Here is a 20,572-nt window from a genome sequence, read left to right on the forward strand (position 1 = left end):
GGTCAGAAGGCGTAGCGGATGCGCAGCCACGGGGCGTGCTCCGCCACCAGCCGCCGGACGGTCCGTACCGCCTCGGCCTTGCGGTCGTGGTCGTAGCGGACGTTCCAGCCGCCGTTCTCGGAGCGCTTGGCCTCCTGCAGCCCGGGGCGCCACAGGACCTCCTCGGCGCGCGGGTGCCAGGCCAGGTTCAGCTCGTGCAGGTCCCGGTTGTGCGTCAGCATGATCACCTCGGCGCCGGCCTGCTCCTTCACCGCCCGCGGCAGGACGTCGTCCATGTGCCGCAGCAGCAGGCCCCAGTCCTGCTCCCAGCCGGGCCGCAGGACGACGGGGGAGAGGTTGAAGTGCACCTCGTAACCGGCCTCCAGGAAGTCCCCGGCCGCGGCGATGCGCTGCTCCACGGGGCTGGTGCGGATGTCCAGCAGCCGGGAGTCCCCCGGAGGCATCACGGAGAAGCGCACCCGGGTCCGCCCGCGCGGGTCGAGGAGCAGCAGGTCGGGGTTGACGAACTTCGTGGCGAAGGAGGCCTTGGCCGTCGGCCAGCGGGAGAAGGCGGCCACCAGGTCCGCGGTGTTGTCGCTGACGAGCGCGTCCACGGAACAGTCGCTGTTCTCGCCGATGTCGTAGACCCAGGCGCTCGCGTCGCACTGGTTCGGCTCCCGCTTCGGGCCCAGGCGGGCGACGTGCCGGGCGAGGTGGGCGGTGATCCGCTCGATGTTGGTGAAGACGGTGATCGGGTTGGCGTAGCCCTTGCGGCGCGGCACGTAGCAGTACGCGCAGGCCATGGCGCAGCCGTTCGCCGGTCCGGGCGCGATCCAGTCGGCCGACCTGCCGTTCGGCCGGGTGGTCAGCGTCTTCCGTTCGCCGAGCACCAGGACCTCGCTCTTGACCCGCACCCAGCGCTCGAGGTTGCCCTCGTTGCCGTGCAGTCCGGGAATGCCCCAGTGCGATTCGACGGGGACGACCCGGGCGTCCGGGAAGCGCGCCAGGACCTCGCGGCCGCGGGGCGAGGCGGCCGCCGCGGGCTCGGCGTGGATCTCGCGGACGGCGAGCAGCCTGCGGGCGGCGGGGGAGTCGCGGTAGGACGGGCCTGCCGGGGCCGCGGTCCGGGCGGTTCCGCCGGCGGACGCGGGCCCGCAGCGCAGCTCCTCCAGGCCGAACAGGCCGTCCTCCTGGCCGCCGGGTGCCTGGGACGGCCGGGCCTGGGCCATGGTGTGCTCCGGTTCTCGCTCCGACGTCCGTCCCGCGCGGGCCGCGGGCCCGTCCACTCTAGGGCGTGCCCGGCGTCGCACCGGCCCGGCACCCGCCGCCGCGCCTCCGTTTCCGTCCACTGCCGCGGGGCAGGCGGGGTGCGTGGCCGCCGAGTGGAAGGGGCGCCGGGCATGGAGCGCGATGCGATGCCGGACGAGGACGCGAAGGGCGCGGACGTGAGGGGCGCGGACGTGAGGGGCGCGGACGTGAGGGGCGCGGACGTGAGGGGCACGGACGCCGAGCGGGACGAGGACACGCGGCGGGACGAGGGCGGGCGGGGCGGTGCCCCCGGCGCGGGACCCGACGGCGGCGGCGCGGGTCCCGGCGCGCGGGTGCGGGAGCGAGCCCCCGACCGGCCCGCCCAGCTGACCGGGAGCTCGTGGCGGGCCGTACTGCGCGGCACGGTGCGGGAGTTCACCGAGGACGAGCTCGGGGACCGGGCCGCGGCCCTGACCTACTTCGGGGTGCTCTCCCTCTTCCCCGCCCTGCTGGTCCTGGTGTCCCTGCTGGGCATCGCCGGCGAGGCGACGGCGCAGCGCGTGCTGGACGGCCTGAACAGGCTGGCGCCCGGCTCGGTCCGGGACGTGATCGGCGACGCCGTGCAGCAGCTCCAGGGCCGCAGCGGCGTGGGGTCGCTGGTCGCGGTCGTCGGCCTGGTCGTGGCGCTGTGGTCGGCGTCCGGCTACGTGGCCGCGTTCATCCGGGCCTCCAACGCCGTCTACGACGTGCCCGAGGGGCGGCCGGCGTGGAAGATCCTGCCGCTGCGCCTGGCGCTCACCGTCACCCTCGTGCTGCTGGCCTGTGCCGGCGCGCTGATCGTGGTCTTCACCGGCGGCCTGGCCCGGCAGGCCGGCGCCGCGCTCGGGATCGGGGACACCGCGCTCACCGTGTGGTCGATCGCGAAGTGGCCGGTCCTGGTGGTCCTGGTGACGATCATGATCGCGCTGCTGTACTGGGCCGCGCCGAACGCCCGGGGCCGGGGCTTCCGCTGGGTCACGCCCGGCAGCTTCCTCGCCCTCGCGATCTGGATGGCGGCCTCGGGCGGCTTCGCCGTCTACGTCGCGAACTTCGCGTCCTACAACAAGACGTACGGCACCGTGGCCGGCGTGATCGTCTTCCTGGTGTGGCTGTGGATCACCAACCTCGCTGTCCTCCTCGGCCTGGAGTTCGACGCGGAACTGTCCCGGCAGCGGGCCATCGCGGGCGGGATGGCCCCGGGTGACGAGCCGTACGTGCGCCCCCGTGACACCCGTCAGTGGACCGAGGCGGACCGCCGCCGCATGGTGTGAGGGCCGCGCCCCGCAACCGCTCCCGGGCACGCCCGGCCCCCGCGGGGGCCGGGCGCACCGCGGTTCACCCCTCCAGCAGGGCGGGAACCGGGCGCGGACGCCCCTCGGCGTCGATGGCGACGAAGGTCAGCCGGGCGGTGGCGACCTCGGTGGCGGGGGTGGTCGTGGCGTTCCAGCGCTCGGCGGTGACGCGGACGCCGACCGTCATCGAGGTCCGGCCGGCCCGGTCCAGCGCGGCGTGCACGGTGAGCAGGTCTCCGGCGCGGGCGGGCGCCAGGAACGTCATGCGGTCGACGGAGACCGTCACCGCCGGCCCGTCCGCGTGCCGGCCCGCGGACGCCGCGGCGGCGTCGTCGATCAGCTTCATGACGACCCCTCCGTGGATGGTCCCGTAGAGGTTGGTGTCGTGCTCGCTCATGATGTGGGCGAGGGTCACGCGGGAGTCGGCCGGTGCCTTGTGGGCCCTGGAGCCTGCGGTGGTGTCCGTGGTCACGGAACTCTCCTTCGCGAGTCGTGGCGTGGTCCCGGGGACCGCTGGGGGGCGCGAAGGAACGGCGGGTCCGGTGGGGTCCGCCGTCGCCGGCCCGCCCACGAGGCCACCGGGATCTTCCGTGCGCGTCCGTCGCGCACGGGCAGCGGCAGGTCTTCGGACTCGCGGGCGCGCCGACGTGCGCGGGGTGCGCACGGGGCACCTACTGGCCGTCGCTTCCCGGGCCGGTACGGCCCAGTGCTCGATGACGGCGGTCGTTCCCACTCACCGCTGCGGGGCAGTCCCGGATTCCCACCGGGTTCCCTCTTGCGACGCATCCCGCCTGGCTGGCGGGGCGAACCGGCTGCACGGCACACCCTAGGTCACGCCCCGGCCGGCCGGACCGCCGCTCGCGCGTGAGCCGCACCTCACCGCGAGCCGGTACCTTGTTGCACATCACTTGCAAGAAGATTTCATGTGCGAAAGGGGAGGCCGTGGGCGCTCCGGTGGTGCTGGGCATCGAGTCGTCGTGCGACGAGACCGGGGCGGGGATCGTCTCCGGGGGGAGACTCCTCTCCTACGTCGTCGCGTCGAGCATGGACGAGCACGCGCGCTTCGGCGGCGTCGTCCCCGAAATCGCCGCCCGTGCGCACCTCCAGGCCTTCAACCCCGTCGTGCAGGAGGCGCTCGACCGGGCCGGGCTGCGGATGCGCGACATCGACGCCGTCGCCGTCACCACCGGACCGGGCCTGTCCGGCGCGCTCCAGGTGGGCCTGGCCGGAGCGAAGACCCTGGCGTTCGCGGCCGGGGTGCCGCTCTACGGGGTCCACCACCTCGCCGGGCACGTCGCCGCCGACACCCTGGAGCACGGGCCCCTGCCGGACCCGTGCATGGTGCTGATCGTGTCCGGCGGGCACACCTCGCTCCTCCTCGTACGGGACCTGGTGCGCGACCCGATCCTGCACCTCGGCGACACCGTCGACGACGCCGCCGGCGAGTGCTTCGACAAGGTGGCCCGCGTCTTCGGCCTGCCCTACCCGGGCGGGCCCGCCGTCGACCGCGCCGCCCGGACCGGGAACCCCTGCGCCGTGGCCTTCCCCCGCCCGCTGACCGGGCCCCGCGACGACCCGTACGCCTTCTCCTTCTCCGGGCTGAAGACCGCCGCCGCGCGCTGGGCCGAACGGCACCGGCAGAACGGCGAGGAGATCCCGCTCGCGGACGGCGCCGCCTCCCTGCAGGAGGCCGTCGCGGACGTGCTCACCCGCAAGGCGCTGGCCGCCTGCCGGGAGTACGACGTCCGCACCCTGGTGGTCGTCGGAGGCGTCGCGGCCAACTCGCGGGTGCGGGCGCTTGCCGAGGAGCGCTGCGCGGCGGCGGGCGTCGAACTGCGCGTCCCGCCCCTGACGCTGTGCACCGACAACGGGGCGATGATCGCCGCCGTCGGGGACCTGCTGGTCCGGGCGGACGCGCCCCCCGCGCAGCTCGACCTGTCCATCGACCCGTCCGCGCCCCTGGAGTACGCCGCGCTGCACCCCGTGGCCGGCCCCGCGCGGCCGGTGGTGGTGGGCGCCGCCTGAGCGGGGCGGGCTCCGAGGGGATCCCGCGCGTCGCGATGAGTTCCGGGGGCTCCGGCGGTCGTACTGTCGAACCCGTCACCGAGGAGGACTTGCGATGCGCAGCGTGACCTACGCGATGAACATCTCACTGGACGGCTACATCGTCGGGCCGGACGGCGGCTTCGACTGGTCGGAGCCCGACGAGACGGTCTTCCGCTTCTGGATCGAGGAGACCCGGCAGCTCGGCGTCCACCTGCTCGGCCGGCGGCTGTACGAGACGATGCTGTACTGGGAGACGGCCGCCGAGGACCCGCCGCAGGACGAGGCGACCCGCGCATGGATCTCGGTGTGGAACCCGCTGCCCAAGGTCGTGTTCTCGCGCACGCTGTCGGAGGTGCGGGGCGCGGCCCGGCTGGCCTCCGGCGGCCTTGCGGAGGAGATCGCGCGGCTGCGGGCCGAGCCGGGCGAGGGCGACATCGCCATCGGCGGCGCGGACCTGGCCGCGCAGGCGGCCGAACTGGGGCTGATCGACGAGTACCGGGCTGTGGTGTACCCGGTGCTGGTCGGCGGGGGCCGCCCGTTCTTCCCGCAGCACGAGCGCCGGGTGGACCTCGAACTCGTCGAGACCCGCACCTTCTCCTCCAAGTTCCTCTACGTCCGCCACCGCGTGACGCGCGGGGGCGTTGGTGCCTGAGCGGTGCGGGGCGGACCGCCGGGCGGGGGGAGCCGGTCGCGGGACACCCGTCAGGCAGCCAGCGGGGTGAAGGGGTGCAGGGCGTCCGCGCCCGGGCCGACCACGCCGTAGCTGCTCTCGGGGACCTCGTGCCAGGCGCCGGGCAGGTCGCCCAGCGGCTCCGACACCACCAGGCGGGTCTCGTCGGAGACCTCCCGGAGGAACTGCACGTCGGGGTGGAGCCTGCGCAGGGCGTCCACCCGGCTGCTGTAGAAGAGCGAGCGCGACGCGCCCTGGCTGGAGTAGCGGAAGGCCCACACGTTCGTGCCGTCCGTCACCGCCACCGTCATCTGCATCGGGAACTCCACCCCGTGCTCGCGGCCGACACGTTCCACCGTGCCCACCATCCGGGCCACCGCCCCCGGCGGGTCCGTCTCCAGGCCGTAGGTGAGTGCCAGGTAGAACATCGTCTCGGAGTCCGTCGTGCCCTCGATCTCCGGGTACAGGACGGGGTCCACGAGCAGCGCGAGATCGCGGCGCATCGCGTGGAAGCCCGCCACGGCGCCGTTGTGCATCCACATCCACCGGCCGTGCCGGAACGGGTGGCAGTTCGTCTGCTGGACGGCCGTACCCGTGGACGCCCGGATGTGGGCGAAGAACAGCGGGGAGGTGACATGGTCCGCGAGTTCCCGCAGGTTGCGGTTGTTCCAGGCGGGACCGACGTCCCGCAGGAGCGCGGGCGTGCCGTCGTTGCCGTCCGAGTACCACCCGACACCGAAACCGTCGCCGTTCGTCGTCTCCACGCCCAGCTTGGAGTGCAGGCTCTGGTCGATCAGCGAGTGGGCCGGTCTGTACAGGATGGTGTCGAGGAGTACGGGGGTTCCCGAATACGCCAGCCACCGGCACATGAGCGCTCACCTGACCCGTCGCCCCGTCCGGTTCCGCGGCCACCGCGCGCGGGCGGACGGGGGTGTGCCCGTCGCGTGGTTGGGCGCCCCGACGCCGCTCCCATTCTCACGCCCGCCGTCGGCGGTCGCCACAGGGACGGTCGGGGCCGCCGTCGGCCCGCGGCCCGGTCCGCCGCTACCAGCCGAAGCGGCGGTCGATCACGGCCGCGAACTCCTCGAAGGTCAGGACGCGGTCGCCGTTCTGGTCGGCGGCGTCGAAGAGTGCCGAGGAGTCGTCGGTGTCCCCGACTCCCCAGAAGGGGATCGCTCCCTGTGCCGCGAGGGTGGGTCCCTTGGAACGCAGGGCGCCGATGACCTCGGCACGGGTCAGGGTGCCGTCCTGGTCGAGGTCGAGGGCGTCGAACAGCCGCCGGGCCTTCTCGCTCATCACGTGGTCCTCTCCGCGTGCGTGCGCCGTCCTGCGCGGCGCGTGCCGTACGGGAGGACGCCGCGGAGCCGCCCGGGGTTGCCTCGTCCGGCCCACCCGTCCCGGCGGGAGCGGCCCGCCGGGACGGGCGGACCGGACGCGGTCACGGGCCGGGCGGCACGGCGGTCTCGACGATGCGGCCGTCGCGCAGCTCCACGACCCGGTCGGCGAGCTCGATCAGGTTGGGGTCGTGGGTGGCGACGAGGATCGTGACGGACTCGCTGCGGACCACCGCCCGCAGCAGCTCCATGATCGACCGGCCGGTCTCGGAGTCCAGCTGGCCGGTGGGCTCGTCGGCGATGATCAGGTCCGGGTCGTTGGCCAGGGCGCGGGCCACGGCGACGCGCTGCTGCTGGCCTCCCGACAGCTCCCCGGGGCGCTGCTCGGCGTGGTCGGCCAGACCGACCAGGGCGAGCAGGGTACGGGCGCGCTCCTCGCGCTCCTTCGCGGGCATCCGGCGCAGGCGCATCGGTACGCCCACGTTCTCGGCGGCCGAGAGCACGGGGATCAGGCCGAAGGACTGGAAGACGAAGCCGATGCGGTCGCGGCGCAGCGCGAGCAGGCCCGGTTCGTCGAGGGAGGCCAGGTCGGCCCCGTCCACGGTGATGCGCCCCGCGGTGGGGGAGTCGAGCCCGCCGACGAGGTTCAGCAGGGTCGTCTTGCCGGAGCCCGACCGGCCCCTCAGAGCGGTGAGTTCGCCGCGGCGGACCTCGAAGGACACCCCGCGCAGGGCGTGGACGGCCTGCGGTCCGCTGCCGAAGCTGTGGTGGACGTCGTCCACGACCACGATCGGCGGTGCGTCGCCCCCGCGTTCCGCCGTCGCGACCGCCGCCGGTGACTGTTGGTCGCTCATCGCATGTACCCCCCGTTGGGCCCTGTCGGTCCAGATGGTGCCGGCCGTGTCGCCGTCGATCCTGCCGGCGGCCACTGTGCAGCTTTCTGATCGAATTTGCACACCTGGCGCACCCGTCACGCAAGACCCTTCCGTCAGTGGATCAAATCTGACAGCATCGTCCGCTATCCGGTACCCAGGGTCCGGACGGGGGAGGAACTCAACACGTGCTCGGCTTCGTCGTGCGCCGACTGCGCGGGCGATGGCCGCTCGCTGTCGCCGTGCTGCTCACCGTACTCATCACCGCGACCACGCTCACCGCGCTGACGGCGTTCACCCGCGGCATCGGGGAGGAAGGGCTGCGCCGCGCCCTGACCGGCCCCGAGCGGTCCCGCACCACCGCCGTGATCACCAGCGGCCATCCCGCCGCGGACCGAGCCAAGGACGACGCCGCCGTCCGCGGCTTCGCCGACGAGGTCTTCGGCCGGATCCCCGTGGCCACCGAGAGCGTGGCCCGCAGCCGCTCGTACGGCCTGCCCGGCGCCGCGGCCTCCGGACGCGACGCCGACCTGACGCTGCTCGCCGCCCTCGGCCGCGACCACGTCGAACTCGCCGCCGGCCGGTGGCCCGGCCCGGCCGCCCCCACCGCCCAGGGCGCGCCGACCGAGGTCGCCGCACCGCGCGCGGCGCTGGCACGGCTCGGCCTCGCCGAGACCGCGCTGCCCGCCCCCGTACGGCTCGACGACCGCTTCGGCGGACCTCCGCTAACGGTGCTGGTCACCGGGGTCTACCGGGCGGCCGACCCGGACTCCGCCTACTGGAGGCTCGACCCCCTCGGCGGCCGCGAGGTCCAGTCCGGCGCCTTCGCCACCTACGGCCCGCTCCTGGTCGACGACAGCGCCTTCACCGGCGGCGCCCTGCTCCAGAACCACCGCCTCACCCTCCTCACCCCCGACCTGAGCACCATCCGGGCCGCCGAGGCCGAGGCCGTCCGCACCGCGACCGGCACCTCCGTCATCGCCCTCGAACGCGCCACCGGCCTGCGGACCTCCACCGACCTGCCGCTCCTGCTCGCGGAATCCCGCTCCGCCCTGGTCGTCGCCCGGTCCACCCTGCTGATGGGCGCGCTCCAGCTCGCCGTCCTGTCGGCCGCCGCACTGCTCCTCGTCTCCCACATCCTGATGGCCCGGCAGGAACCCGAACGCGTCCTGCTGACCGCGCGCGGCGCCTCACGCCGCCGGCTCGGCGCGCTGTCCGCCGCGGAATCCCTGCTGCTCGCCCTGCCCGCCGCCGTCCTCGCACCGCTGCTGACCCCGCCCCTGCTGCGGCTGTTCGCCGACCACGGACCGCTCGGCCGGGCCCGGCTCGAGGTGCCCGGCACCTGGCTCGTCTGGCCGGTCGCCGCCGCCTGCGCCCTCGCCTGCGTCCTGCTGACCGCCCTGCCCTCCGTCCTGCGCGGCGCCTCGGCGGCCGTACTGCGCCGCGTCGGCGGCCGCCAGGCCCTGGTCTCCGGCGCCGCCCGCTCCGGAGCCGACCTCGCCGTCCTCGCCCTCGCCGTCCTCGGCTACCAGCAGCTGTCGACGTACGCGGGCACGGACCCGGCCGCCGCCGACGGGCTCGGCGTGGACCCCGTCCTGGTCGCCGCCCCGGCGCTGGCCCTGTGCGGCGGCACCCTGCTGGTCCTGCGCCTGCTTCCCTTCGCGGCGCGCGCCGGCGGCCGGCTGGCCGCCCGCGGCCGGAGCCTGGCACCGGCCCTGTCCGGCTGGCAGCTCGCCCGCCGCCCCGGCCGCGCCACCGGCCCCGTACTGCTCCTCGTCCTCGCCGTCTCCAGCGGGATCCTGGCCCTCGGCCAGCACTCCGCCTGGTCGCAGTCCCAGCGCGACCAGGCCGACTTCGCGACCGCCGGCGGCCTGCGGATCTCGGCGAGCAGCATGGCCGCGATGGGCCAGGGCGGACGCTACGGCGCGCTGCCGGGCGGCGCCGGCCTGACCCCCGTGGTCCGCACCGAGCAGCGGCTCCCGGGCGGGGACACCGCCGAACTGGTCGCCCTGGACGCCGCCAAGGCCGACGACCGGATCCCGCTGCGCGCGGACCTGCGCGACGGCCGGACGATGCGCGAGCTGTTCGGCACGCTGACCGCCGCAGTCCCCGCCGCCGGACCGGTCCTGCCCGGCTCCCCGCGCCGGATCGACCTCGACGTGACCGTCCGCTCCACCGCGACCGCCTGGGCGTCCGTGAGCCTGCTGCTGCGCGACCGCTTCGGGGTCACCCACGCGACGCAGTCCGCCACCCTGCCGGCCGGCGGCGACGCCACCCTCCGGTTCGGCCTGGACTCCCTCACCGGCGCCCCGGTCGGCTCCGTCGCCGCCCCCCTGACCCTCGCGGGGATACGCCTCTCGTACGCGGGGGACGGCACCTCCGCGGGCAACGGCAGCGAGCTGGCCGTACGCGGCATCGCCGCCTCCGACACGGCCGACGGCCCCGCCGCCCCGGTCGCCGCGCCCGCTCCCGCGGCCGGCGCGGCCCCGGCCGCCTGGCGCACCGCGCCCCCGCAGGGCTCCCGCGTGGTGCGGGCCCCCGAGGTGTCCCCGCCCCCCGCCGGATCCACCGAGCTGCTGCGGCTGCGCTACTGGGGCGGGGCCGGCACCGACCGGGGCATCCACGCGATGGCCTTCCCCGCGCCCGCGGCCGAACCGGTCGACGTCGTCCCGGGCGTCGCCACCACCCCCTTCCTGCGGGCCCTGGGCGCCTCGGTCGGCCAGACGGTCCCCGTCACGGTGGACGCCGCGACCGTGCCCGTGAAGATCACCGCGGCCGTGGACGCGCTGCCCGCCTCCGGGCGTTCGGCGCTCGCCGTCGACCTCGGGACCCTCGGCCGGTACCTGGTGGAGACCGCCGGCCGGGAACCGCCCACCCCCGCCGAGTGGTGGCTGCCCGCCGCCTCGGCCGCCGACCCGGCCCCGGCCGCCGCCGCGGCACGGCTGCGCGACGGGGCCAGGACCGAACGGGTCGAGGTGCGCGAGGAGTTCGCCGCCCGTCTCCTCGACGACCCGCTGAGCGCCGGCCCGCAGGGCGCGCTGGCCGCGCTCGCCGTGTCCTGCGCGGTCCTGGCCGCCATCGGCTTCGCCACCTCCACCGCCGCCGAACGGCGCGTGCGCGGACGGGAGTTCTCCGTCCTGCTGGCCCTGGGCACCCCGCGCCGCTCGCTGGCTCTGGCCTCCGCCGCCGAGGGCGGCGTGCTGATCGCCGTCGGCACGGCCGTCGGCACCGGGCTCGGCGTGGCCCTCGTCCACCTGATGGCGCCGCTCGTCGTGCTCACCCCCTCGGCCGGCCGGCCCTTCCCGCCCGTACGCGTCGACATGCCGCTGGGCGCGACCCTGCTCACGGTCGCCGCCATCGCCGCCGTTCCCCTGCTGTCCGCCGTGCTCAGCGGCCCCCGGGGCCGTGACATCGCCGCCCGGCTGCGTCCCGTGGAGGAGATGTGACCACCCCGCCGCCGACCGGCCCCACCCCGCCGCCGACCGGTTCCACCCCACCCCGGACCGGCGCCCCCGTGCCCGCCGCCGGGAAGCCGTCCGGGCCCCGGCCCGCGCCGTGGGTCGGGACCCGCCTGCGCGCGATGCCCCTGGCCGCCGTCCTCGCGGCCGCCCTGGCCTTCGTCACCGTCCTGCTGGCCGCGGCGCTGCCCCGCGCCCAGGACCGGGGCGCCGACCAGGCCCTTCGGGACTTCCTCCAGCGCAGCGGCCCGACCGACACCAGCCTGCGGGTCGGCGCGCCCGTCCCGCGGACCAACACCGCCGAGGCCCTGGACGGGACACTGAAGAGCCTGCTCGCGCGCACCGGCGACACCTTCCACGTCGACGAGGACCAGGCGGTCCACGGCACCCGCACCACCAAGCGGCGGCCACTGCTGACCCCGGGGCTGTCCCGGCCCTCCGGACTCGACCCCCACATGAGCCTGCTGTACGTACGCCAGGCGGAGGCCCACGGGAAGCTGGTCGAGGGACAGTGGCCGCGCAGCACCCCGCCGCCTGCCCTCGGCGCGTCCGACGGGGCCTCCACCGACATGCGGCCCCTCCAGGTGGCCCTCTCCAAGCCGGCCGCCGACACCCTCGGCGCCCGCGTCGGATCCGTCCTCACCAGCAACCCCCAGGTCGACGGCACGCCGTCGGTGGAGGTCGTCGGCATCTACGCCCCCGACCGGGACGCGCTGTTCTGGTCCGACGAACTGGGCTGCCTGGCCCGGGCCTGCGAGCGCTACGTGGAGGACAACCTCGCCTGGGACGTCGACGCCCTGGTCGGTACGGGCGACCTGGACCGGCTGGTGAACTGGGACCCGATGGCCGTGGACTTCTGGCGGCTGCCGGTGGACGTCACCCGGCTGAGGGCCGACCGGCTCGACGCCACCGCCGCACAGGTCGCCTCGTACGTCGGCGGGCCGACCGCCGCCGCCCTCGCCCGGGAGACCGGCCGCGACCGGCTGCACACCACCTCCTGGCTGCCGGAACTCTTCGAACAGGCCCGCATCCGCCGGCAGGCCGCGGCCCCCCTCGCCGCGATCGGCCCCGCCGGGGTGGCGGGCGTCGCCTTCGTCGTCCTGTGCCTGGCGGGCGCCCTCGCCGGGGACCGCCGCTCCGCCGAACTGCGGCTCCTGCTCGCCCGGGGCGGATCCCGCGCCGGGATCGCGGGACGGCTGCTCGGGGAGGGCGCCGTCACGGTCCTGCCGGCGGCGGCCGCCGCCACCGCCCTCGCCGTCCTGCTCCTGCCCACGCCCCGGCTCGCCCCCGCCCTGTGGGCTGCCGCCACGGTGACCCTGCTCGCCGTGCTGGCCTTCCCGGTGCGCGCGGCCGTGCTGCTGACCCCGCCGCGCCGGGCGAACAAGTGGCGCAGGATCGTCGCGGAACTCCTCGTCGTGGTCGCCACGGCCGCCGCGGTGGTCGCCCTCCGCCGCCGCGGGGTCGCCCCGCCCGGTAGCGACCTCGACCCGCTGCTCGTCGCGGCCCCGCTGCTGCTCGCGCTGTGCGGCGGACTCCTGCTGGCCCGCGTCCAGCCGGTGCTGACCGGAACGCTCGCCCGCGCGGCCGCACGCGGCTCCGGGCTGGTCGGCTTCCTCGGCCTCGCCCGGGCCGCACGCGGCTCGGGCGAGGCGGGACCCCACGGCCGCGGCCGCACCGGCCCGTCCGTCCTGCCGATGGTGGCCATGCTGCTCGCGATCACCACGGGCGGCTTCGGCGCCGCGGTCCTGGAGTCGGTGAAGGCAGTCCGGTCGGACGTGGCCCGGCTCACCGTCGGGGGCGACGCGGCGATCACCGCCTCCGGCCGGCTGCAGCTGCCCGCCGGGGTCGCCCGCGCCGCCGGTGAACTCCCCGGCGTCCGGACGTCCGTACCGCTGTGGGTCGACTACAACACCACCCTGCGCGGCGGAGCCCGCGGCTCCCTCCAGCTCACGGTGGTCGTCGCCGACCCGGCCGGCTACGCCGCCCTGTCGCGCTCCCTGGGCTGCGGGAGCTTCGACCCCGGCCTCCTCGCCGGAGGCGGCACGGCGGCCCCCGGCACACCGGTGCCGGCCCTGTTCAGCGCCGGCCTGGCACGCCAGGTGGGCGAGGGCACGCACACGCTGCGCACGGCCGGCGGCACCGAACTGCAGGCCCGGGCCGCCGCAGTACTCGACTGCACCCCGGTCGCGCCGGCCGCCGACGCACCCACCGTCGTCCTGCCCGCGGGCCCCGCCACGACCGTGATCGGCACCACCGAACACCCCAACCGCTGGCTCGCGACCGGCTCCGTCGACGCGGCACGGCTGCGCGCCCTGGTCCGGGAGGCCCTCCCGGCTGCGGCCCGTACGGCCGCTGCCGCCACCCCGGCGCCCGCCCCGGCCGCGACCGGAGCAGCGGCCCGCGCGACGGACGCGGTCGAGGCGTCCTTCCCCGTGCGCACCAGCGCCGAGGCCGTGGCCGAACTGGCCGCCGACCCGCTGCAACGTTCGGCAGGACGCCTCTTCTGGGCCTCCGTCGCGGCGGCGGCCGGCTTCGCCCTGCTGGCCGTCCTGCTGACACTGCTGCGCAGCGTGCCCGACCGGATCGGGCTGCTGGCCCGGCTGCGCACCATGGGGCTGCGCCGCCGGCAGGGCGTCTGGCTGATCCTCGCCGAGACCCTCCCGCAGACCCTGGCGGCCGCGGCGGGCGGCGCTCTGGTGGCGGTCGCCGCGATCGCCCTGCTGGGCCCGGCGATGGACCTGTCGACGCTGGTCGGCGCGAAGGTGCCGACCGGGGTCCGGCTCACGGCCGCGCCCGTACTGACCCAGGCCCTGGGACTGGCGGCCCTGGTCGCCGTGGCCGTGCTCGTCGAGGCGGCGACGTCCGGCCGACGGCAGATCACCACCGAGTTGAGAGCGGGAGACCAGCGTTGAACAGCGACCAGCCGACGTACGAGGAGCTGCGCCGCCGGGCGACCGCCGCGGCGGAGCCCCGCACCCGGGCGGCGGACGCCGCGATCGTCTGCGACCGCCTGGTGCGCATCTTCAGCGCGGACGGGATCGAGGTCCAGGCCCTCCAGGGCCTGGAACTGACGGTCGAGCAGGGCGACCTGATGGCCCTCGTCGGAGCCTCCGGCAGCGGCAAGTCCACCCTCCTCAACATCCTGGCGGGCCTCGACGTCCCCACGGCGGGCCGTGCCGCGGTCGCCGGGTACGACCTGCTGGAGCTGTCGGCGCGGGACCGGCTGCGCTACCGGCGCGAGGCCGTCGGGTTCGTCTTCCAGCAGACGGCCCGCAACCTGCTGCCCTTCCTGACGGCGGCCCAGAACGTCGCCCTGCCGATGCAGCTGCGGGGCGACGGCCCCCGGCGCGGCGCCGCCGCGCGCCGCGGAGCCCGGGCCGCCGAGATCCTGGACGCGCTCGGCATCGGCGACCTGGGGCACCGCCGCCCGGCGGAGCTCTCCGGCGGCCAGCAGCAGCGCGTCGCGATCGCGGTGGCGATGGCCAACGACCCGAAAGTCCTGCTGGCCGACGAACCCACCGGTGAACTGGACTCGGAGACGGCCGCGGCGGTCTTCGAGGCCTTCCGCACCGTGAACAAGGAACTCGGCGTGACGGTGGTCATCGTGACCCACGACCCGATGGTCGCGGGCGAGGTCCGCCGGACGGTCGCGATCCGGGACGGCCGTACCAGCAGCGAGGTGCTGCGCCGCCTGGTCACGGACGAGCACGGCGAGGAGTCCATCAGCGAACGCGAGTACGTCGTCCTCGACCGCTCCGGCCGCGTCCAGCTCCCCCCGAAGTTCCTGGAGGCCCTGGGCATGGAACACCGCGTCGCGGTGGACCTGGCACCCGACCACATCGAACTGCGCCCGGACACCCACTAGGACGCCCACGGGGCGCCGCCGGCGGGGCACACCGCCGGCGACGCCCCGTGCGCGCGGTCCGGCGCAGCCCGGGGATGTAGGCGAAGGCGTCGTCGTAGCCGTCGCTGATGCGGTAACGGGCCGGCAGGGCGACCTCGTCCAGGGTCGCGGTTCCGTGAATGAGGTCGAGGACGTCGCGGGCGGCCGGGAAGGCTGGGGCGGCGCTCCGGGGGCTCGTCAGGAGTTGGGGATCGTGGCCGCGCGGATGATGTCGGCGTGGCCGAAGGCCAGCTCGTCGGCGTCGGGCGAGCCGCTGATGGGCGGCTTCCGTCGCGGCCCCACCCCCGGGCCGGCCAAGCTGGAGGGCGTGCAGGAGATGGCGTGGGCGGTGGACCTGATGGAGAAGGGCCTCAACCCCGCCCGCACAGGCCGGGGCCGCCCTTGAGACGGCCCCGGCGTGACATGAAGACGAGCCCGACAGTGATTGATCTCCACGAAGTAGCAACCCCGGCGGTACTGCACGGCCGCGATGACGAGTTGGACGCGCTCGCGCGATCGCTCACCGCCTCGGGCGGCGGCTGCGTCCCCGTGCTGCCCCCGGACCGGTGGCCGGACCCTGGTGGTGGCCGCCGAGGCGCAGTTGCCGGCCGGCCTGGTCCTCGACGGCGAGCTCGTCGTGTGGGACACCGAGGCGGGCAGGCTGCCGTCCGAGGCGTTGCAGCGCCGGGCAGCCGCCCGCGCCCGCGGAGCCCGGGCCTGGCAACCCGGTGGCCGGCCTACTTCGTTGCCGTCGATCTCCTGCAGCGAGGCGGCCAGGAGCTCCTCGCGAGCCCGGGGGACCTACGCCTCTCGTACGGCATTCAGGCAGCGGGTCCCCTGGATGCGCAGGGCGTCGGCGAGTTCGGGCGGGGCATGGGTGAGAGTGAAGTCGGCATCGACCGAAGTGATCATCCACGCGAGGTCGCGGGGGGTGCCGGCGCCCAGGTGCAGCAGACAGCTGTGGTCGTCGACGGGTTCGATGACGCCCATGCCGGGCCAGATGCGGTCGGCGACCGCTGCGGCGGGCTCATGCAGGGTGACGACGGCCTGGAAGGGCCACGCCTGCGACGACAGCCGGCGCGCGAGATAGGCGGCCACGTCGCCGTCGGGCAGTTCTCGGGGGGTGAACTGCGGGCCGTTCGGAGTGCGTGGGGTGAGCCGGTCGACGCGGAAGGTGCGCCAGTCGGTGCGGTCGGTGTCCCAGGCGACCAGATACCAGTGGCGCCCGAAACTGACCATGCCGTGCGGCTCGACCGAGCGGATGCTGTGGCCCCGGCGGGGGCTGGTGTAGTCGAAGCGCAGCCGCTCACGTCGGCGGCACGCCTCGGCGATGGCCATGACGGTGTCCGCAGAGACCGTGGGAGCCGGGACCGCGCCGGCCCGGACGGTGGTGGTCGTGAGCAGAGTGTCCATCCGGTGCCGCAGCCGGGACGGCAGCACCTGTTCCAGCTTGGCAAGCGCACGCAGGGAGGACTCCTCGATCCCGGTGACCGGGCCGTCGGCCGCGGTGCGCAGCAGCCCGAGGGCGACAGCGAAGATCTCATGATGGTCGAGCAGCAGCGGAGGAAGCTTGGCCCCGGCGCCGAGCCGGTAGCCGGCGGTGCCCTGGGTGGCGTGCACCGGGTAGCCGAGCCCGCGCAGCCGCTCCACATCACGGCGCAGGGTACGCCGGCTGACCGCGAGGCGTTCGGCGAGTTCGGCGCCGGACCAGGCACGGTGGGTCTGCAGCAGGGAGAGCAGCCTCAGCAGCCTCCCGGAGGTCTCGAGCATGCTTCCAGACTGCCCGAAGGTTAGGACCGCAAGTGACCCAAGCGAGCCCTAGCGTCACAGCCATGGCGAACACGACACCCGGCATCCGCCCTTTCCTCATCGACATCCCGCAGGCCCACCTCGACGACCTCTGCTCCCGTCTGGCCGCCACCCGCTGGCCGGACGAGCTGCCCGGTGTTGGCTGGAGCCGCGGCGTTCCGGTGACGTACCTCAAGGATCTCGCCGAACACTGGCGCACCGCCTACGACTGGAGGGCGCACGAGACAGCGCTCAACGAGCACCCCCAGTACATGACCACCATCGGCGGACAGAACCTTCACTTCCTGCACGTGCGTTCCCCCGAGCCAGGTGCCACACCGCTGATGCTGCTGCACGGCTGGCCGGGCTCAGTGGCGGATTTCCTTGACGTCATCGGGCCCTTGTCCGATCCCCGCGCGCACGGCGGCGATCCGGCAGATGCCTTCCACCTGGTCGTCCCCTCGCTGCCCGGGTTCGCGTTCTCCACCCCCCTGGCCGGGCCGGGCATGGGCGCGGCCACGATGGCCGCGGCCCTCACCCGCCTGATGTCCCGCCTCGGCTACCTGCGCTACGGCGTCCACGGCTACGACACCGGCTCGTGGGTCGCCCCAGAGATGGGCAGGCAGGCCCCGGACCAGGTCACAGGCATCCACGTCAACGCGATGATCACCTTCCCGGCCGGCGTGGAAGGCGAGACGGACGGCCTGACCGAAGCCGAACAACGACGCTGGCAGGCAATGCAGAACCTCAACGACGGCTACCTGCAGTGCAACTCCAAACGGCCGCAGACCGTGGCCTACGCCCTCACCGATTCCCCCGTCGGCCAGCTGGCCTGGATCGTGGAAAAGTTCAAGGAGCTCACCGACCCGGAAGACGGACTGCCCGAGGACAGCATCGACCGGGACCGCATCCTGACCGAGGTCTCGCTGTACTGGCTGACCGGCACCGCCGCCTCGGCCGCGCAGGTCTACTACGAGGAGATCTCCGCGCAGGCCTGGACCGAGGCCGCAGCCGACGACGGGAGCAACGGCCCCGGCACCGAGCAGAACACCAACGGGGGCAACGGCCAGGACGACTGGGCAGCCGACCGGCGCGGGACGGTTCCCACCGCCGTACTGGTCTCCACCCACGACGTGACCATCCGACGCTGGGCCGAACGCGACCACAACATCGTGAGGTGGACCGAACTCGACCGCGGTGGCCACTTCCTCGCAATGGAAGCCCCGGACCTGCTCGTCAGCGACCTCCGCGCGTTCTTCGGCCAAGCACACTGACAGGAAGACCCGAACCGCCCGCGCCCAGGGGCCCATCTCGCCCCGGGCGCAGGACACCGGCACGGCCGGGGCCCGGCGGCCGGGGCCGCCGCTGTCCGCGTAAGCCGGCCGCTACCCGGCCGCGGGTCTCAGCGGCGGCGGCCCGCTCCCGCCCCACCACCCCCGCTGCTGCGGCGCCCGGCCAGCCGGCCCCGGCCGTGGTCCCCGTGCTCATCGCCGGCTGCCCGCCCAGGGCAAGGAGCCGGGCGCGCCCCGGTAGACGCCCGGAGCGGGAGGCAGGCATGGCGTGTCGGGCTGGGGGAGGGGCGCGGGGTCGAGAGCGCCGGCCACCCCCTCCGCTGCCTTGGCGCCGGCCGCCCCTACCGTCGGCTGTGGCCCCGACCGCCCCTACCGCGGCCCCGGCAGCGGCCGCTCCGGCTTCCGCACCCGCGGCCGGTGCCCGGGTACCGGCGGACGACCCGTGGGCACCGCCCACCCGACCGACCCCCTGGCGGGTGGTGCCCACAGTTCCGCACCGGCCGCCGCTCCCCGCTCGCCTGCCTCACCCCCGGTCACCTCGGACACGGACCGGGTCCTCCTTGCGGAGGTGGCCCGGACGGGACGGGTGGCGGTGGTCGACTGGCGCCGCCGCCACACCGATTTTCCCCGCCGCGACCGCCGGGACGGAGGTGCATCCGGAGTTCGAGTGGGCCGACGTCGTCGCGTGGCTGCTCGCCCCAGCGCCTCGGAACTCCTCCCGTCCCGCGCCTTCGGCGCGCGCACGAGCCCCGCGAACTCCTCGACGACGGCGTCCTTCGGCATTCCACCCCCCTCGACCGCGCGTCCCATCCTTCACGTCCTCGCACGTCAGCGGGGGTGGAATGGTTTCGGGACGGCTGATGGGCGCGTGATCGTTGCGGTCGGCGGGCGCCGGCCCCACGCTGGTTGGGCACTGACCGAACGAACGACCCGACGGGGGATCCACCACCATGAACACGCTCCGCACCGCACTCGCCACCGCAGCCGCTGCCGCACTGGGCCTCGCGGCTCTCGCCGCAGCCCCGGCGCAGGCCGCTGCCCAGCCCGCCTTCCTCGCCGCTTCCCAGATGCCGCCGTCGTCGACGCCGTGGACCGCCACCCAGGTCTTCACCGGCGTCCCCGAGAACGGCGGCGTCCTCTGCGCCCCGTACAAGATCCCGGCACAGAACACCCGCTACCGCGAGTTCAGCACCGAGCTCGACACCAACGGCGTCCAGATCACCACCGTCGCCCGTACCGAGGCCGACGCCGTGAAGCTGGTCGACACCCTCCGCGCGGCCCTCGCCGGCTGCGGCCCCCTGCTGGAGCAGCAGAACCCGGGCCTGCAGGCCGTCAGCGCCTCCCACGGCAAGCTCGCCGTCGAGGAGGGCGCCTGGGTCTACAGCCTGGACACCGCCGACCCGCAGATCGGCAACTCCGACATCCACCTGTTCTCCGTCGGCCGTGACGGCCGCACCGTCACCCTCGTCCGCTGGGGCCAGATGGGCGACCTCGAGGACGCCCCGCTGACCGCCTTCCGCACCACGACGAAGACCGCCGTCAACAAGCTCCACTGATCCCGGGGGCTCCCCCGAGGGCTGACCACAGCTCGACAGCGGCGCGGCCGGAACCCGGGCGCGCCGCTGTCGTGCCCACCCGCTCCGCCGGCGGCGACCACTTCCTGGCCTTCACCACCATCGCCTGGACTCTCATCTGCTGCCGCAGACGCGCCAAATGGTCTCCAAACCGCCCCCAACTCCTCATCCTCGGACGCCACGACCCCACCGGACGCCTCCGCCCCATCGGCCGGACGGTTTGGCTGCGTCCCGACCCGGCCCGCGAGCTCGCAGAGCGCCTCAGCCCCGCCGGCTCCGGCCGTCTGCAGACGGTGGCAGCCGCCCCGGCCGGCATCAGCGGGGCGGGCACCGACCGATGGGCCGGCCTCCTGATGGCGACGATGCCCGAAGGCCTTGTACGTGACGCGATCCTGGCTTCCCCGGCTCGGCCGGACATGGCCGCCATGATGCCCCGCCTCGACCAGCTCGGACCTGCGGCCGGGGTGCCCGCCGCCCGCCCCGCCCCCGCTGCGAACCCGTACGCCGCGCCTGCGGGGCCCGAGGCCACCCCCGCCCCCGCTGCTCCCGATCGGGCCCCGGCTGCGGAGCCGGTGGCGGTGAGCGCGGACGCCCGCGCGATGTGGGGGCCGCTGACCGAAGGCCTCACAGTCTCCGACGACCTGGATCTGTCCGAGCGGCCCGCCGCCCTTTGAGTAGCTCGGCGTCTCGGCAGCGGAGAATAGCTGGCTGGTGTCCCTCACAGAAGTACGTCACCTTCGCGGGGAACACGGCCCTTGCTGGTGGCACCGTCCGTCGCCGAGATGGCCTTGCTTTGAGTGTGGGCTGCCCGGCGAGGGTTGAGGCTGGGCCATCCAAGCTCACGAACGGGCCGGTCTGAGAGCCCTCGCATGTCTGCGGCGCTGGCCCGACCAGCCCCTCGTCCACGATACGGCGGAGAGGTGACAGCAGGCATGCCGTGGGGACCGGAATGGTGACCACTGCAGCCGTACCGTCCAGCCGGTCGTGGCGGCACCGGCGCGTCAGAAGGCTTCGTACGACGGTCCGATGACTGTCCGGCCGACCTGCCCGGCCGGCCAGGCGGCGTATCCCTCAGCCTCCGGCCCCCGCTGGAGGCC

Annotated in this window: 15 protein-coding genes, 1 pseudogene and 1 riboswitch; of the genes and pseudogenes, 10 read left to right on the top strand and 6 right to left on the bottom strand. The window is 75.1% G+C overall.

The window, feature by feature from the left end; genetic code table 11:
- Positions 1-2: 2 nt before the first annotated feature.
- Complete coding sequence (locus tag ACPU2J_RS31995) at positions 3-1,208, bottom strand: spore photoproduct lyase family protein (protein ID WP_423834613.1); 1,206 nt, start codon at positions 1,206-1,208, stop codon at positions 3-5.
- Between the two features lie 171 nt (positions 1,209-1,379).
- On the opposite strand from ACPU2J_RS31995, the gene ACPU2J_RS32000 reads away from it, so the two are divergent.
- The gene (locus ACPU2J_RS32000) at positions 1,380-2,537 is read left to right on the top strand and encodes a YihY/virulence factor BrkB family protein (RefSeq protein ID WP_423834614.1); all 1,158 of its coding nucleotides are present in this window, start codon (positions 1,380-1,382) and stop codon (positions 2,535-2,537) included.
- Between the two features lie 76 nt (positions 2,538-2,613).
- Here ACPU2J_RS32000 and ACPU2J_RS32005 read toward each other — a convergent pair.
- Positions 2,614-2,994, bottom strand: a pseudogene (locus tag ACPU2J_RS32005) (acyl-CoA thioesterase); the annotation flags it as partial.
- Between the two features lie 163 nt (positions 2,995-3,157).
- A riboswitch (cobalamin riboswitch) is annotated at positions 3,158-3,387 on the bottom strand.
- A gap of 125 nt (positions 3,388-3,512) precedes the next feature.
- On the opposite strand from ACPU2J_RS32005, the gene tsaD reads away from it, so the two are divergent.
- Together tsaD and ACPU2J_RS32015 are read left to right on the top strand one after the other, a co-directional pair.
- Positions 3,513-4,583 (top strand): tRNA (adenosine(37)-N6)-threonylcarbamoyltransferase complex transferase subunit TsaD, encoded by a 1,071-nt coding sequence (gene tsaD / locus ACPU2J_RS32010; RefSeq protein WP_423835033.1) that lies wholly within the window; start codon positions 3,513-3,515, stop codon positions 4,581-4,583.
- 94 nt (positions 4,584-4,677) lie between these two features.
- Positions 4,678-5,256: a dihydrofolate reductase family protein gene (locus tag ACPU2J_RS32015; protein ID WP_423834615.1), complete on the top strand. Its 579-nt coding sequence runs from the start codon at positions 4,678-4,680 to the stop codon at positions 5,254-5,256.
- Positions 5,257-5,306: 50 nt separating this feature from the next.
- On the opposite strand, the gene ACPU2J_RS32020 is transcribed toward ACPU2J_RS32015, so the two are convergent.
- From ACPU2J_RS32020 to ACPU2J_RS32030, 3 genes are all read right to left on the bottom strand, one after another.
- Complete coding sequence (locus ACPU2J_RS32020) at positions 5,307-6,143, bottom strand: class II glutamine amidotransferase (protein ID WP_420078507.1); 837 nt, start codon at positions 6,141-6,143, stop codon at positions 5,307-5,309.
- Between the two features lie 175 nt (positions 6,144-6,318).
- Positions 6,319-6,570, bottom strand: a complete 252-nt coding sequence (locus tag ACPU2J_RS32025; RefSeq protein WP_361601627.1) for an EF-hand domain-containing protein — start codon at positions 6,568-6,570, stop codon at positions 6,319-6,321.
- A gap of 142 nt (positions 6,571-6,712) precedes the next feature.
- On the bottom strand, positions 6,713-7,462 hold the full coding sequence (locus ACPU2J_RS32030) for an ABC transporter ATP-binding protein (RefSeq protein ID WP_420078506.1): 750 nt from the start codon (positions 7,460-7,462) through the stop codon (positions 6,713-6,715).
- A 206-nt stretch (positions 7,463-7,668) separates the two neighbouring features.
- On the opposite strand from ACPU2J_RS32030, the gene ACPU2J_RS32035 reads away from it, so the two are divergent.
- The 4 genes from ACPU2J_RS32035 to ACPU2J_RS32050 all read left to right on the top strand — a co-directional run bounded on the left by ACPU2J_RS32035 (position 7,669) and on the right by ACPU2J_RS32050 (position 15,227).
- Complete coding sequence (locus tag ACPU2J_RS32035; RefSeq protein ID WP_423834616.1) at positions 7,669-10,926, top strand: FtsX-like permease family protein; 3,258 nt, start codon at positions 7,669-7,671, stop codon at positions 10,924-10,926.
- Positions 10,923-13,850 carry an FtsX-like permease family protein gene (locus ACPU2J_RS32040; protein ID WP_423834617.1) on the top strand — a complete coding sequence of 976 codons (2,928 nt, stop codon included), beginning with the start codon at positions 10,923-10,925 and terminating at the stop codon, positions 13,848-13,850. Before ACPU2J_RS32035 ends, ACPU2J_RS32040 begins: the two co-directional genes overlap by 4 nt.
- The gene (locus tag ACPU2J_RS32045; protein ID WP_361601615.1) at positions 13,847-14,803 is read left to right on the top strand and encodes an ABC transporter ATP-binding protein; all 957 of its coding nucleotides are present in this window, start codon (positions 13,847-13,849) and stop codon (positions 14,801-14,803) included. Before ACPU2J_RS32040 ends, ACPU2J_RS32045 begins: the two co-directional genes overlap by 4 nt.
- 154 nt (positions 14,804-14,957) lie before the next feature.
- Positions 14,958-15,227: a hypothetical protein gene (locus tag ACPU2J_RS32050; RefSeq protein WP_420082537.1), complete on the top strand. Its 270-nt coding sequence runs from the start codon at positions 14,958-14,960 to the stop codon at positions 15,225-15,227.
- 395 nt (positions 15,228-15,622) lie between these two features.
- Here the strand turns inward: ACPU2J_RS32050 and ACPU2J_RS32055 are convergent, their stop codons facing one another.
- Complete coding sequence (locus tag ACPU2J_RS32055) at positions 15,623-16,591, bottom strand: helix-turn-helix transcriptional regulator (RefSeq protein WP_361597361.1); 969 nt, start codon at positions 16,589-16,591, stop codon at positions 15,623-15,625.
- A 62-nt stretch (positions 16,592-16,653) separates the two neighbouring features.
- Between ACPU2J_RS32055 and ACPU2J_RS32060 the strand changes: the two genes are divergently transcribed.
- The 3 genes from ACPU2J_RS32060 (at position 16,654) to ACPU2J_RS32070 (ending at position 20,149) form a co-directional block, all read left to right on the top strand.
- Entirely contained in the window at positions 16,654-17,883 is a 1,230-nt protein-coding gene (locus ACPU2J_RS32060) for an epoxide hydrolase family protein (protein WP_420078502.1), read from the top strand.
- A 968-nt stretch (positions 17,884-18,851) separates the two neighbouring features.
- Positions 18,852-19,457 (top strand): hypothetical protein, encoded by a 606-nt coding sequence (locus ACPU2J_RS32065; RefSeq protein ID WP_420078501.1) that lies wholly within the window; start codon positions 18,852-18,854, stop codon positions 19,455-19,457.
- A gap of 71 nt (positions 19,458-19,528) precedes the next feature.
- A complete protein-coding gene (locus tag ACPU2J_RS32070; protein WP_420078500.1) occupies positions 19,529-20,149 on the top strand; it encodes a hypothetical protein in 621 nt (206 codons plus the stop codon).
- Positions 20,150-20,572: the final 423 nt, after the last annotated feature.

Origin of the sequence: Streptomyces manipurensis (assembly GCF_049570255.1) — a bacterium.
In the GTDB taxonomy this organism is placed as follows: Bacteria; Actinomycetota; Actinomycetes; order Streptomycetales; family Streptomycetaceae; genus Streptomyces; species Streptomyces manipurensis.

Coding starts and splice junctions, on each gene's coding strand:
- ACPU2J_RS31995 (WP_423834613.1), bottom strand. CDS start 1,208: ATGGCCCAGGCCCGGCCGTCCCAGGCACCCGGCGGCCAGGAGGACGGC.
- ACPU2J_RS32000 (WP_423834614.1), top strand. CDS start 1,380: ATGGAGCGCGATGCGATGCCGGACGAGGACGCGAAGGGCGCGGACGTG.
- ACPU2J_RS32015 (WP_423834615.1), top strand. CDS start 4,678: ATGCGCAGCGTGACCTACGCGATGAACATCTCACTGGACGGCTACATC.
- ACPU2J_RS32020 (WP_420078507.1), bottom strand. CDS start 6,143: ATGTGCCGGTGGCTGGCGTATTCGGGAACCCCCGTACTCCTCGACACC.
- ACPU2J_RS32025 (WP_361601627.1), bottom strand. CDS start 6,570: ATGAGCGAGAAGGCCCGGCGGCTGTTCGACGCCCTCGACCTCGACCAG.
- ACPU2J_RS32030 (WP_420078506.1), bottom strand. CDS start 7,462: ATGAGCGACCAACAGTCACCGGCGGCGGTCGCGACGGCGGAACGCGGG.
- ACPU2J_RS32055 (WP_361597361.1), bottom strand. CDS start 16,591: ATGCTCGAGACCTCCGGGAGGCTGCTGAGGCTGCTCTCCCTGCTGCAG.
- ACPU2J_RS32060 (WP_420078502.1), top strand. CDS start 16,654: ATGGCGAACACGACACCCGGCATCCGCCCTTTCCTCATCGACATCCCG.
- ACPU2J_RS32065 (WP_420078501.1), top strand. CDS start 18,852: ATGAACACGCTCCGCACCGCACTCGCCACCGCAGCCGCTGCCGCACTG.